Origin of the sequence: Acinetobacter brisouioides (genome assembly GCF_004331075.1) — a bacterium.
Classification (GTDB): domain Bacteria; phylum Pseudomonadota; class Gammaproteobacteria; order Pseudomonadales; family Moraxellaceae; genus Acinetobacter.
Genome location: NZ_SJNX01000001.1, coordinates 328573 through 342405 on the forward strand (window position 1 = coordinate 328573; position 13833 = coordinate 342405).

At 41.2% G+C, this 13833-nt stretch carries 14 protein-coding genes and 3 tRNA genes; 11 read left to right on the plus strand and 6 right to left on the minus strand.

The genetic code is table 11. From position 1 onward, the window contains the following. Window positions 1-44: 44 nt before the first annotated feature. Entirely contained in the window at window positions 45-1229 is a 1185-nt protein-coding gene (locus E0H77_RS01545) for a S1C family serine protease (RefSeq protein ID WP_131374461.1), read from the minus strand. A 188-nt stretch (window positions 1230-1417) separates the two neighbouring features. Here E0H77_RS01545 and E0H77_RS01550 point away from each other — a divergent pair, with 188 nt between their 5' ends. The 4 genes from E0H77_RS01550 to E0H77_RS01565 all read left to right on the plus strand — a co-directional run bounded on the left by E0H77_RS01550 (window position 1418) and on the right by E0H77_RS01565 (window position 3278). After that, a complete protein-coding gene (locus tag E0H77_RS01550; protein ID WP_131374464.1) occupies window positions 1418-2176 on the plus strand; it encodes a Nif3-like dinuclear metal center hexameric protein in 759 nt (252 codons plus the stop codon). 150 nt (window positions 2177-2326) lie between these two features. Beyond that, a complete protein-coding gene (locus E0H77_RS01555; RefSeq protein ID WP_131374466.1) occupies window positions 2327-2953 on the plus strand; it encodes a superoxide dismutase in 627 nt (208 codons plus the stop codon). Window positions 2954-3122: 169 nt separating this feature from the next. Then, window positions 3123-3198: transfer RNA gene (locus tag E0H77_RS01560), tRNA-Asn, on the plus strand. Between the two features lie 4 nt (window positions 3199-3202). Next, window positions 3203-3278: transfer RNA gene (locus E0H77_RS01565), tRNA-Asn, on the plus strand. 344 nt (window positions 3279-3622) lie between these two features. Here E0H77_RS01565 and phoA read toward each other — a convergent pair. After that, window positions 3623-5041, minus strand: a complete 1419-nt coding sequence (phoA, locus tag E0H77_RS01570; protein WP_131374468.1) for an alkaline phosphatase — start codon at window positions 5039-5041, stop codon at window positions 3623-3625. Window positions 5042-5236: 195 nt separating this feature from the next. On the opposite strand from phoA, the gene E0H77_RS01575 reads away from it, so the two are divergent. Together E0H77_RS01575 and E0H77_RS01580 are read left to right on the plus strand one after the other, a co-directional pair. Beyond that, a tRNA-Asn gene (locus tag E0H77_RS01575) sits at window positions 5237-5312 on the plus strand. Between the two features lie 153 nt (window positions 5313-5465). Continuing rightward, the gene (locus E0H77_RS01580) at window positions 5466-5735 is read left to right on the plus strand and encodes a hypothetical protein (RefSeq protein WP_131374470.1); all 270 of its coding nucleotides are present in this window, start codon (window positions 5466-5468) and stop codon (window positions 5733-5735) included. A 48-nt stretch (window positions 5736-5783) separates the two neighbouring features. Here the strand turns inward: E0H77_RS01580 and E0H77_RS01585 are convergent, their stop codons facing one another. From E0H77_RS01585 to glnA, 3 genes are all read right to left on the minus strand, one after another. Beyond that, complete coding sequence (locus E0H77_RS01585; protein WP_131313820.1) at window positions 5784-6212, minus strand: organic hydroperoxide resistance protein; 429 nt, start codon at window positions 6210-6212, stop codon at window positions 5784-5786. 88 nt (window positions 6213-6300) lie between these two features. Continuing rightward, window positions 6301-6735, minus strand: coding sequence for a MarR family winged helix-turn-helix transcriptional regulator (locus E0H77_RS01590; RefSeq protein ID WP_131374472.1), 435 nt, complete (start codon window positions 6733-6735; stop codon window positions 6301-6303). Window positions 6736-6842: 107 nt separating this feature from the next. Further along, complete coding sequence (glnA, locus tag E0H77_RS01595; protein WP_131313822.1) at window positions 6843-8252, minus strand: type I glutamate--ammonia ligase; 1410 nt, start codon at window positions 8250-8252, stop codon at window positions 6843-6845. Between the two features lie 767 nt (window positions 8253-9019). Here glnA and E0H77_RS01600 point away from each other — a divergent pair. From E0H77_RS01600 to folE, 5 genes are all read left to right on the plus strand, one after another. Then, window positions 9020-9604 carry an anthranilate synthase component II gene (locus E0H77_RS01600; protein WP_131374475.1) on the plus strand — a complete coding sequence of 195 codons (585 nt, stop codon included), beginning with the start codon at window positions 9020-9022 and terminating at the stop codon, window positions 9602-9604. Window positions 9605-9612: 8 nt separating this feature from the next. After that, the gene (gene trpD, locus E0H77_RS01605) at window positions 9613-10662 is read left to right on the plus strand and encodes an anthranilate phosphoribosyltransferase (RefSeq protein ID WP_131374477.1); all 1050 of its coding nucleotides are present in this window, start codon (window positions 9613-9615) and stop codon (window positions 10660-10662) included. Between the two features lie 9 nt (window positions 10663-10671). Beyond that, window positions 10672-11478 (plus strand): indole-3-glycerol phosphate synthase TrpC, encoded by an 807-nt coding sequence (gene trpC, locus E0H77_RS01610; protein ID WP_131374479.1) that lies wholly within the window; start codon window positions 10672-10674, stop codon window positions 11476-11478. A 210-nt stretch (window positions 11479-11688) separates the two neighbouring features. Beyond that, complete coding sequence (locus tag E0H77_RS01615; RefSeq protein ID WP_131374481.1) at window positions 11689-12375, plus strand: Smr/MutS family protein; 687 nt, start codon at window positions 11689-11691, stop codon at window positions 12373-12375. A 91-nt stretch (window positions 12376-12466) separates the two neighbouring features. Beyond that, window positions 12467-13015, plus strand: a complete 549-nt coding sequence (folE, locus tag E0H77_RS01620) for a GTP cyclohydrolase I FolE (RefSeq protein ID WP_171063183.1) — start codon at window positions 12467-12469, stop codon at window positions 13013-13015. A 23-nt stretch (window positions 13016-13038) separates the two neighbouring features. On the opposite strand, the gene E0H77_RS01625 is transcribed toward folE, so the two are convergent. Beyond that, complete coding sequence (locus tag E0H77_RS01625) at window positions 13039-13821, minus strand: DUF817 family protein (protein WP_171478298.1); 783 nt, start codon at window positions 13819-13821, stop codon at window positions 13039-13041. Window positions 13822-13833 lie beyond the last annotated feature (12 nt).

Sequence of the window (13833 nt, forward strand, 5' to 3'; positions counted from 1 at the left end):
TTAAAAAAATCAGTTGCTTGCAACTGATTTTTTTACATCTAAATTTAGCGTTTTGGTAGTGGAATATACTGCGCAGTGCTGTTTTTTAACTTGCGCTCCCCAACTTTCACTGCCAAGTCTAGCGCCGTACCTTTACGGTCAATTGCCAAATGAATGGTGCTGTTCGGTGCCTGTAAGGCAACGTAATTAATTAAATGCGATGCAGAAGTAATATCGTACTGATTTACTTTAAGAATCTTGTCCCCAATATGCACACCTGCATCTGCTGCTGGGCCATTTGCCAGTACACCAGCAACCGTAACACCTGTGCTATTGCCAGCAGATGACTGCCATTGAGCATCCTGTTTTGGCGGCATTAGACTAATTCCTAGCCAACCACGAATGACTCGACCATCTTTTAAAATAGCATCAAACACTTGCTGGCAAATTTTGGCAGGAATCGCAAAACCAATTCCGAGTGACCCCCCTGATTGCGAGAAAATGGCGGTATTGATACCAACCAAATTGCCCGAAACATCAATTAATGCGCCACCTGAATTACCTGGGTTAATTGCAGCATCCGTCTGAATAAAATCCTCATAGGTGTTAATCCCTAAATCTGAGCGCCCTGTTGCCGAGATAATTCCTTGTGTCACGGTTTGTCCCACACCAAATGGATTTCCAATGGCCAGTACTACATCCCCAACTTCATTGCCACTGAGTTTAAAAGGTACAACAGGCAGATTTTGCAGATCTATTTTAATCACAGCCAAATCAGTATCTGGGTCTGTGCCAATGACTTTAGCTTCCGCACGACGACCATCTTTTAGCCCCACAACAATTTGATCGGCCTGAGCAATAACATGATTATTGGTTAAGATATAGCCATCAGCACGCACAATGACACCTGAGCCTAAACTATTTTCATTTTTATTGAGTTCTTCTGGCGTGCGATTGCCAAAAAATTCACGAAATACAGGGTCATTGAGTAAGGCATTATCACTACGATTGACTTTTTGTGTGGTAAAAATATTCACAACCGCAGGCGCGGCAACTTTGACAGCATTACGATAAGACTGTACCCCTCCCTCCTGATTATGCTCTACCAATACTTGCTGCTTCTCGATTGGCATGGCTACACCATCGGATGCAACCACTACTTTGGACTTTTGCACCTTTTGCCATGCAGTAAAACCTAAAATCACAAAAATTAGTAAAATCCATGGCAACCATGTCACGGTTTTGCGCACGTTATTATCCTCTATCGGGTATCGTCTTCATTAACAAAAAAGTTTTTGGGTCAATATTGTAAAATGAAATATTCATGAAAAGCTAAAAACTTGGCAAGGTTTTGTCTAGCTTTAGTTACAATAAGCTTAATCAACTTCACAACAACAGCGATTTTAGGGCTACCCGATTGAACTGAATGAGGAATTTTATGGCGCAATTACAGGATATTTTACAGTGGTGTGATCAGACTTTACTTAGTGCTGAGTTTAAAGATTATGCGCCAAATGGTTTGCAAATCGAAGGCAAAGCAGACGTTAAAAAAATTGTTTGTGCAGTAACTGCTTCGTTAGATGCCATTGATGCTGCAATTGAGGCACAAGCTGACCTATTACTGGTGCATCATGGTTATTTCTGGAAAGGTGAACCTGCGCCGATTACAGGCATGCGTGGCGCACGTATTAAAAAGCTGATTCAACATGATATCTCACTTGTCGGTTATCATCTGCCTTTAGATGCGCACCCAAGTTTAGGCAACAATGCTGCCATTGCAGAACTTTTACAGTTTGAAAATATTCAGGCGCTCAACCCTGGTGATCGCCATCCGATTGGCAATATTGGCTATTTAAAACAAGCCGTTTCTGCCACGGCATTTAAGCAAAAGCTTGCCGAGGTTTTTTCTCGCGAGATTATCCATTTGCCCGCATCTACTGAAAAAATTCAGAAAATTGGTTTTTGTACAGGTGCAGCACAAGACTTTATTACTCAAGCAGCAGAACAAGGTTGCGATGCCTATATTTCAGGTGAAGTGAGTGAACGAACGTTTTATGAAGCACGTGAGCTAAACGTACACTACTTTGCTTGCGGGCATCATGCAACTGAGCGTTATGGCGTACAACGACTAGCTGAAGCGCTTAGCAAGCAATTTGATGTAGAAGCAATTTATTATGAACAAGACAATCCCATCTAAATAATATCTAAATCAGATTGAAAGAATTGTCATTGTATAAAACAGCACGTATATTGTATTTCATTGTTTATCAACCACGTTTTTTGTTGAAAAATACATTAAACTATTCACCACAAAATTTTCAAACCCAGCTCATGCAAGGAACGAAAGATGACAACGATTACCCTACCTGCTCTTCCATATGGTTATGATGCGCTTGAACCACACATCTCTAAAGAGACTTTAGAATTCCATCATGACAAGCATCACCAAACTTATGTAACTAACTTGAATAACCTGATTAAAGGTACTGACCTTGAAGGTAAATCTTTAGAAGAAATCATCGTTGCAAGTGCTGGCGATGCATCTAAAGCTGGTATTTTTAACAATGCTGCTCAAGTTTGGAACCACACATTCTACTGGAATTCTATTGCACCAAACGGTGGCGGCAAACCTACTGGCGCAATTGCTGCAAAAATTGATGAAGCTTTTGGTTCTTACGAAAAATTTGCTGAACAATTCGCCAATGCTGCTACAACTCAGTTTGGTTCAGGTTGGGCTTGGTTGGTTGCAGACAAAGTAAACGGTAACTTGTCTATCGTAAAAACTTCAAATGCAGACACTCCACTTGCACATGGTCAAGTTGCAGTATTAACCATTGACGTTTGGGAACACGCTTACTACATCGACTACCGCAATGCACGTCCTAAATACATCTCTACTTTCTTAGAAAGCCTAGTAAACTGGGACTATGCAAATGCAAAACTTGCTGGTCAAGCTGCTGGTGTAGAAAAATAAGTTTTCTTTGAAAACTTTAAAAAAGGCGTCATTTGACGCCTTTTTTAATAACAAAAACGACCTAAATTGAGTGTTTTTATAGACAAGTGATTATAAATCCAACAAATAAATTTATTTTTGATTTTTAACTTGACCTAACTGCCAGTAATCCATAGAATTCGCTTCAGATTCTCCAATAGCTCAGTCGGTAGAGCGACGGACTGTTAATCCGCAGGTCCCTGGTTCGAGCCCAGGTTGGAGAGCCACTATTCTTCCATAGCTCAGTCGGTAGAGCGACGGACTGTTAATCCGCAGGTCCCTGGTTCGAGCCCAGGTGGAAGAGCCAAGATTCGAGAAAGCCTAGCATGATAAGTGCTAGGCTTTTTCTTTATATAAAAATAGCCAATCATGAATGACCACTTTTTGTGATACATGAAAAAGTCTTATTTTGATTCACACCGCTCTATAACGTTTTTTATCAGAAAAAACAAATAATCCGTTCTATTCTAAAATAAGCCTACAGATCACACACAATAAAAAAATGCACAGATAAGCTGTGCATTTTTTCAACAACCAATTCTACTAGTAAGCTTGTTTCACAAACTCATTTTATTTTTCCTACTCTTGACTGGCATATATTTAAGCTTTACCCAGAGAGAAAAATAAGAACAGATACCACGATGAAAAAGCCTAGTAAATATTCAAAGCATCTCGCATAATAAAAAACAAATCCGTCTGATCAATTAAACCAGAAACATTCGCTGCACGTGGACCATAGGCTGCAATACGTACTTGTGCGCCTGTATGCTCCTGACTATTCCCCGTTGAAGTAGCATAATTGACTGCCATTGGCGACTGGTCTTTGGTCAGCAAGTTTGCGGTTTTCCCTGGACTATCGGCATCCACAGGAATAATCTGACTGGTATGTGCATGATCACCTGTAACAATAATTAAAGTATCACGATGTGTTTTAGCAAATGCCAGTGCCTCTTGGACTGCTTCATCTAAAGCCACAGTTTCACCAATCTGTCCACACGGATCGGCAGCATGGTTTTGCTTATCAATCGAACCACTTTCCACTTGCAAGAAGAAACCTTTTGGGTTTTTCTCAAGAAGCTGAATCGCTTTTGCAGTCATCATACGTAAACTTGGCACCTCTGCCCCACGGGCTGGATTGATTTGGCAACGCTGTGCAGCTTGTTTATTGCCATTCAACACAGCTTTAGGGCCAATCCAGCTTACAGGTAAATTGCCTTGCGCAAATAAGCCTAAAACAGGTTGCTGTTGATTGGCTGTGCTGAGTTGACTTAACTGATCAGCATTGGAAACCACTTTATAACCACGTGCCTGAGCCTGCGCCAATAAAGTCTGACCTTTATACTGCCCTGCCGTTGCCATTTCATTAAATGAGGTTGCGCCACCACCCAAAGTTACGTCGGCACGAGCATCGAGAAGTTGTTCACTAATTGAACCCAATCCACCATTTTCCAAAGCATTCGTTGGGCAGAGTTTTGCTGTTGAAGATGGTGAATAACATTTACGGTGGGTGACATGTGCAATCAGCGCTGCAGGCGTCGCATCCTGTAACTCGGTTGTGGTGACATTACCCGTTGCATAACCTGCACGTTTTGCCAATGCTAGAATTGATTCATGCGCTTTTGCCTGCACATCGACCCCAATTGCACCATTATAGGTTTTTATACCCATTGCCCATGCAGAAGCCGATGCTGCCGAATCTGTTACATAATCAATGGTTTTGTCTTTATTGACCGAATAGGTGGTATAGCTGCCTGTAAATGGCAAGACATCAATCCCCTTAAAATAACCACCTGCCCCCTCAACGTAATTACGGGCGATGGTAATTTCCGAGTCACTGGTACCATCCCCAATAAATAAAATCACATGCTTGACATGACGAGAGCTAATCGAAGCCTTGAGCGCCTCACTACGCTCTGCAGTTAGACGGGTTGCACCTGAAAACTGATCCAATTGTCCCTTAGCATGCGGAGCAATTAAACTGCTTTGAGATGCTGTGGTCTGCGGCAGGCTACTACATGCACTGACTGCGATTGCCACGCAACTGCTGAGTAAAAGTGGTTTTAAGTTCACAATGAGGCTCCTGTTATCTGTATTGTTTTGCCACTTGCTCTAAATTAGTGGATTTATATTGCAATTTGATTTAACTCTTAAGTGATATTACTGGCATAAATGATTATTTTTAAAACAGTTAAACTCAAAAAATCAAAAAATCGCATATAGAGGCTTGACCTCCAACCAAGTAATCCATAAAATCCTTACCCAGATTCTCCAATAGCTCAGTCGGTAGAGCGACGGACTGTTAATCCGCAGGTCCCTGGTTCGAGCCCAGGTTGGAGAGCCAGATTCTAAAGCCCATAAGTCTACTTATGGGCTTTTTTAATGCGGTTACCAATTCCTAGCAGAATTTGTTTTAACTCAGTGAAGTGATCCTCTAAACTAACGACCTAAGCACTGTGTCAGTCAGTTTCTTTTCGCCCCATTTAGGATATTTCCCATGTTAACACCACAAGAAATCCGAGCTCGCGATCGTAAGCGCTGGACAATTTTTGCTATCGCGCTACTTATTCCTATTGCGTTAGTGTTGTTACTGTTTATTGCAGCCTCTCAAGACGCCAAGACCAAAGCCCAGTATGATCAGGAACGTGCTGGATATGCTGAAAAATATCAACAACAAGACAGCAATGCATCTGCAGCAATGAGTTCTCAACAACAATTTGATAAACTCAAACAAGATCCTGAAGCAAAAACTGCTGATCAACACTAATAAAAAAGGCTTATCGAAAGATAAGCCTTTTTCGCACCAGATTAGATTTTATTCAACAATCTTTAAAGTCACGTCAATATTGCCACGGGTTGCATTTGAATACGGGCAAACGATATGTGCTGCATTGACAAGTTTTTCAGCTTCATCACGCGGCATCGCTGGCAAGTGAATATTCAATGTCACTTCAATGCTAAAGCCTGTTGGAATTGGACCAATACCCACTTCCCCTTCAATAAATGCATCTTTAGGCATATCAAATTTGTCACGTGCTGCAACAAATTTTAAAGCACCCAAAAAGCATGCCGAATAACCTGCAGCAAACAACTGTTCAGGATTGGTAAATGCACCGCCTGCACCTCCCATTTCTTTAGGCACACCCAACTGCACATCTAAAACACCATCACTTGAAACAGCGCGGCCATCGCGCCCACCTGTTGCTTTGGCTTTTGCAGTATATACGACCTGTTCTAATGACATGATTTCTTCCTTTAAATTAAGTATCACACAAATATATCGTACACGATATAAATACTCAGTCAATAACTCACAGCAACTAAACTGTAAATTATTTGATCAATTTAGCACGCAATTGTTCAAGCTGATGTTTCAGCTCAATTAAAGTTTGTAAATCACACTGACTGGTTTGCTGAATCAGTTCGGGAATTGCCTGTGCTTGTTGTTTTAATGCCGTACCCTGCTGAGTCAGACCAATCAAGACTTGTCGCTCATCTTGCTCAGAGCGCCGACGAGTAATCAACCCTGAATTTTCTAATTTTTTTAGCATTGGGGTCAATGTTGAAGATTCCAGATAAAGACGCTTACCAATTTCAGAAACAGTCAACTGATCTTGCTCCCAAAGCACCAGCATCACTAAATACTGAGGATAGGTAATGCCTAGAGGTGCAAGTAACTGACGATATTTTTGGTTAAATGCCAAGTTGGTAGAATACACAGCAAAACAAAGCTGGTTATCTAGTTTTAATAATCGCTCGTCACTCAAAAGCCTCTCCTCATTACACAACAGTTATTTTTCTTATTATAGCCAAGATCAGCAATAAAAAAGCCCGCACAAGGCGAGCTTTTTTCAGTATGAATACAGTCTTGAAATTACAAGCTGTAGTACATATCAAATTCAACAGGGTGAGTTGTTGTGTTAAGACGACGTACATCTCCCATTTTAAGGTCGATATAAGCTTCCAACATTTCTTTAGTGAACACACCACCTTTCAACAAGAATTCGTGATCCGCTTGAAGTGCTTCTAGCGCCATTTCTAGGCTGTGAGCAACTGTAGGGATTTTTGCTTCCTCTTCAGGAGGAAGGTCATACAAGTTTTTGTCAGCAGCTTCACCTGGGTGAATCTTGTTTTGGATACCGTCAATACCCGCCATCAACAATGCCGCGAAACCTAAGTACGGGTTCATCATTGGATCAGGGAAACGTGCTTCAATACGTTTGCCTTTAGGGCTAGAAACGTATGGGATACGGATAGAAGCAGAACGGTTACGTGCTGAGTAAGCAAGCATAATTGGTGCTTCAAAATGCGGAACTAAACGCTTGTACGAGTTTGTAGAAGGGTTAGTAATTGCGTTCAATGCACGAGCATGCTTGATCACACCGCCGATGAAGTAAAGTGCCATTTCTGACAAACCTGCGTATTCATCACCAGCAAACAAGTTCTTGCCATCTTTAGAGATAGATACATGAACGTGCATACCAGAACCGTTATCACCCACCATTGGTTTAGGCATAAAGGTTGCAGTTTTTGCATATTGGTGCGCAACGTTGTGAACAACATATTTGAACTGTTGTACTTCGTCAGCTTTAAGAACCATAGTGTTGAAACTTACACCGATTTCTAACTGGCAAGATGCAACTTCGTGGTGGTGAACTTCTACACGACCAGCGCCCATGATGTCTTCAATTTTGTTACACATCTCAGCACGCATATCGTGGTGAGAGTCTACAGGTGGAACTGGGAAGTAACCACCTTTAACACGTGGACGGTGACCTGAGTTACCTGACTCATAGTCTTTACCAGTTGACCAAGCAGCTTCTTCAGCGATCAATGTATGACGAGCGCCAGACATGTCGATGTCCCATTTTACTTCGTCAAATACAAAGAATTCTGGTTCTGGGCCAAAGAATGCAGTATCGCCAATACCTGTAGATTTTAAGTATTCTTCTGCACGACGAGCGATTGAACGTGGGTCACGCTCATAACCTTGACCAGTAGATGGCTCGATAACGTCACAAGTCACTACAACAGTTGGTTCAGCGAAGAACGGGTCGATAAAACCAGTTGCTGCGTCTGGACGCAAGATCATGTCAGATGCTTCAATGCCCTTCCAACCTGCAATTGAAGAACCATCAAACATTTTACCGTCTTCAAAAGTATCTTCATCAATTGAATCAGCAGGGTAAGTTACGTGTTGCTCTTTACCAATTGTATCTGTAAAGCGAAAATCGACCCATTTAGCGCCACTTTCTTTGATGAGTTCAAGGACTTTGTTCGCCATGCTCTATGCTCCAATCAAGTATTTTTATTGCACGTATGAGGTGCATGTTAGAAGTTGGACGTAATAAAGCAACTCCCGTGCCAACTTTTTTAACCTTAGCTAAACTATTGATAAATATATAATCAAAATAGATCTTAGCCAATTATTTCATCATCATTATACTGTGTGCAAAATGAAATGCACCATATTCAAACATTTTCTTATGCTTTACCTAAAAAACCATACAAAACGAACCAAAAAAGTGCAATTATTCTTTTTTGATTTAATGCAGTGCGTTTATAAGCTCATCACGCCTATTTAATTGCTATTTTTTTATACAGTAGCCTATTTTTTTGAACGTTTAATGTCAATTACAACAATTAACATCTCTACTTTTAGCAAATTGACCTGCGATTTGGGTTTAAAAACACCAAATTCGTAGGCAAAAAACCATAATGTAAATCTCAACAACACAGCCACTTCCCTATATTGTGCAGGTTTAGTGCATTGAAAATTTCACTAAAATGGCCCTCTCCACTCCCACCTTATTTACGTCAGGCATAGAAACTCTAATCTACTTTGATTAAATTCACAGACGACACTTGGTTGAGAATGCAACAATTCAGCATGAAATAGTTCAGCAAAAAATGGTTATTTTTTGCTATGATGATTTTCGCTATAGAAATTGCCTTTATTTTTCCTCTGACAATAAAGGTTTTTTATGTTCTATATCAGTAATTTTGGACTAAGCACATTTAACGTGCATGCACTTCAATAGGTTAAATATCATGCTTCTAATGATAGACAATTACGACTCCTTTACTTACAACATCGTCCAGTACTTTGGCGAATTAAATCAGGAAGTAAAAGTAGTTCGCAATGATCAAGTCTCATTAGAGGATATTGAACGATGGCAACCAAAGTATCTGGTGATTGGTCCTGGCCCTTGCTCGCCAACTGAAGCAGGTATTTCAATTCCTGCCATTCAGCATTTTGCAGGTAAAATTCCTTTGCTCGGCGTGTGTTTGGGGCATCAAAGTATTGGACAGGCTTTTGGCGGTAAAATTGTACGTGCCAAACATGTCATGCATGGTCGTTTATCTGAAATGTACCACAGCAATACTGGGATTTTTAGCGATTTACCATCACCATTTACTGCAACACGTTATCACTCTTTGGTGATTGACCAAGCAACATTGCCTGAGTGTCTGGAAGTCACCTGCTGGACGAAAGAAGCAGATGGTTCAATGGAAGAAATTATGGGTGTGAAACACAAGACATTGCCTGTTGAAGGCGTGCAGTTCCATCCAGAGTCGATTCTGAGCCAGCACGGACACAAAATTTTCCAAAACTTCCTTGATATTTATAAATAGCGATTGCCATGAATATTCAACAAGCTTTAAACCATATTACAAAAAACATTCACCTGACCCAAAGCCAGATGCAAGATGTGATGCGTAGCATCATGCAAGGTGAAGCCACAGATGCCCAAATTGGCGCATTGTTGATGGGACTTCGCCTTAAAGGTGAAAGCATTGACGAAATTACGGCTGCCGCACAAGTAATGCGTGAACTGGCCATTAAAATTGATGTGAGTGATGTTCCGCATTTGGTGGATATTGTCGGTACAGGCGGTGACGGACAAAACTTATTTAATGTCTCTACAGCATCTAGTTTTGTGATTGCTGCCGCAGGTGCAAGTATTGCCAAACACGGTAACCGCGGTGTATCAAGCAAATCAGGTTCATCAGATCTTCTTGAACAAGCAGGCATTCAGCTCAATCTCAACATTGCTCAAACAGAGCGCTGTATCCGTGAAATGGGCATAGGTTTCCTGTTTGCACCCAATCATCATACCGCCATGAAACATGCGATTGGCCCACGTAAAGAACTGGGTATTCGCACCATTTTTAATTTGCTTGGTCCACTCACCAACCCTGCTGGGGTAAAACGCCTCGTGATTGGCGTATTTTCTGACGAACTGTGCTATCCAATCGCAGAGGTTATGAAACAGCTTGGCGCTGAACATGTCATGGTGGTGCATTCCAAAGATGGTCTGGATGAAATTAGTCTTGCAGCAACCACTACAGTTGCTGAGCTAAAAAATGGTGAAATTCAGTCTTGGATCATTACACCTGAAGATGTTGGAATTGAATCGCAAAGTTTACATGGCTTAATTATTGACGGCCCTGAAGCCAGCTTAAAACTGATTAAAGATGCGCTTGGACGGAACAAATCAGAAATTGGGCAAAAAGCTGCCGATATGATTGCACTCAATGCGGGTGCAGGTATTTATGTCGCAGGTTTGGCAAAAAACTACAAACAAGGTGTTGCCTTTGCCCAAGATATTATCGACGGTGGTCAGGCGCTAGAAAAAATGAGCGTTTTTGCCGAATTTACAAAAACCCTGAAACAGATTGAAAGCGCATAAGGAACGGTGATGGTAGATATTGCAAACACAATTTTAGGTAAAATTGTTGATCGTAAAGTTGAGGAACTCGCCGCGCGCCGTCAAAAACATAGCCTGCAAGACCTTGAACAACTGGCCGCCCAAGCCACACCTGTACGTGGCTTTGCTCAAGCACTACGTTCTAAACGCCCAGGCGTAATTGCTGAAATTAAAAAAGCATCGCCATCCAAAGGTGTGATTCGCGCCAACTTCAACCCTGCTGAAATCGCACAGCAATACGAACGTGCGGGTGCAGCATGTTTGTCGGTACTTACCGATGTCGACTTCTTCCAAGGCGCAGATGAAAATATTCAAATTGCCCGTACCCACTGCACTCTGCCTGCATTACGTAAAGACTTCTTGATCGACCCTTACAATGTGGTTGAAGCCCGTGCTTTGCATGCCGATTGTATTTTGCTGATCGTGGCGTGTTTGTCCGATCAACAGTTACAGGAAATGTCTCAAACTGCATTTGAGCACAACCTTGATGTATTGGTTGAAGTGCATGATGAAGCTGAGCTTGAGCGTGCCCTGCAACTGGATGAACGCTGTCTTCTTGGTGTAAATAACCGCAACTTAAAAACTTTTGAAGTCGATTTAAATACTTCATTATGTTTGAAAAAATTGCTCGACCCTCAGCGTTTACTCGTTACAGAAAGTGGCATTGCGACCACTGAAGATGTCAAGATCATGCAAGAACATGACATTCACAGCTTCTTGGTCGGCGAAAGCTTTATGAAACAGCCTGATCCTGCGCAAGCATTCCAAGCACTATTTGGCACACCAAAACAGTTATAAAAGCATCTTGATACTAGCCGAATGTAGATCAGTCTAGATTCGGCTTTTTATATTTATCATTCGTCAAAACCATCTAAAATATTTCAAAGCATCCTCAACCCTACTTGAAAGCGATTTAGATTAAAAAATATGTCTGTGGCTTTTCATTTCTCACCCCACGCCATTTCGTACTATACTTAGCAAAATTTCACTTTTTTATGTTTTATTATCATGAGTAATAAAGATTCTGCGCTGTCAAAAGAGCAACAGTCCCTGCTCAAGCAGTTTAAAAAACAAATCACTCATCCACATACAACTCAATTGGCACAACAACAAGCTGCTGCCAAAACCAAAGTTGAAGAACCTGAGGATGACTGGGATTTATTTAAAAAAGCCACACAAGGTGTGCAAAAGTTAGACAACACCAATATTGCTAACCTAAATCGTAGCAAGCAAAAAAAACTTGATGCCCAAACACTGGCAAAACGTGTAGCAGCAGAAGGTGCGACCGAAAGTGAAAATGCAGAACTGTCAGATACTCAGGCTGCATTAAATCCCGTAGGCAGTCAGCAAACCTTAAACTATCGGGTTGCAACATTGCAGCACCGTGTGTTTGAAGATTTAAAAACAGGTAAACTGCGCTGGTTTGAAGCAGTTGACCTGCATGGTTGTACCGTAGAACAAGCACGCTCTGCGATTTTGCAATTGATTCAAATGGCAAAAGATGAAAACCAGAATGTCATTAAAATCGTACATGGCAAAGGTCCAGAAGCGATTTTAAAAACTTATGTAAATGGTTGGCTACGTCAGCATCGTGATGTATTGGCTTTTGTCAGCGCCCCTGAAAATCAGGGTGGAACAGGTGCGGTTTTGGTTTTACTGAAACGTGCTGAAAAAAATCCAAAGTATAAACAGTAAGCTGTTTTAATAATTAGTATCGGTCTTTCGCAAGTTTTCTGTTAAAATGCCGAGCTTGCTCAACCAGTGTAAGTGAACACCTGTTATGTCTATGCAGCAATCCTACGAAAAAATTCTCACCGCAGTTGGTGAAGATCTTCAACGTCCAGGCCTTAAAGATACGCCTGTTCGTGCGGCGCGCGCTTTTTCGTATTTGACTTCAGGTTATAATCAAACGCTTGAAGAAGTTACAAACAATGCTGTTTTCCCATCAGAAAACCGCGAAATGGTGTTGGTGAAAAATATCGAATTTTATTCGCTCTGTGAACATCACCTTTTACCATTCTATGGTCGTGTGCATATTGCCTATTTGCCTGAAGGACAAGTGTTGGGTCTTTCTAAATTTGCTCGGATTACTGAAATGTTTGCACGTCGTTTGCAAATTCAGGAAAATTTAACGCAGCAAATCGCTGAAGCAGTAGCAAGTGTGACTCATGCACGTGGCGTTGCCGTTGTGATTGATTCTGCACATATGTGTATGATGATGCGTGGTGTTGGTAAACAAAGCTCAACCACACGTACAGTTTCTTTCGTTGGTCAATTTAAAACTGACGAAGAAGTACGCCGCGAATTTTTACGCGTTGTTCCTGAAAGCTATTAAGCTCGATGACCCAAGGCAAGTATTTACTTGCCTTTTTTATCTGAGAGATGAACATCATAAATCCGCCAATTGCCTTGAGCATCGCGTTTACCCAAAATTTTCATGACCAACACTAAGCTCAACAATAACAATAAATACCACGAACCAATTTTACCCCACCAGACAATATGCCAGCCATCAATCTGACTTGGATAGACCCAAATATCATAAAAAGTACTAATATTTTCCGCAATCCAGATCAAAAATGCCAAAAACAGCAGCACAGGTAACATCGGCAAATGCCATGAGCTTTTTAAGACTTGGAAATTAACTTTGGTTTTCCAAAAAATCAGCACACTCCAGACAAATAAAATACTGCGAATATCCTGAATAAAAAACTTACTGATAAAGTTGATATAAGCACAGAGTGCCAATGCCAGCATGTTGATCAGGCTGGGTAACTTTTCAAATGAAATATAAAACAGCCGAATCGAGCGAGCAAAAAAACTACCAATTGCCGAATACATAAACCCGGCAAAGAGCGGGACAGTTAAAATTTTCAAGATCGCAGGTTCGGGGTACTGCCATGAACCAATTTTGGGTGCAGTCAGAACCAGTTCCATGATCATTGCCATAACATGAAACAAGGCAATCACTTTGGCTTCTTGCCATGATTCCATCCGAAAATACAGCATCAATCCTTGAATCAACACTGCACAGAAAAATAAATAATCGTAACGGTAAAAACCCAAATACGGGTGATGCCCCATTTTAAAACTCAAGGCAAAAATGATGAGTAATAAAATACCAAAAAGTGCAGCGGACATTGCACGCTGCAC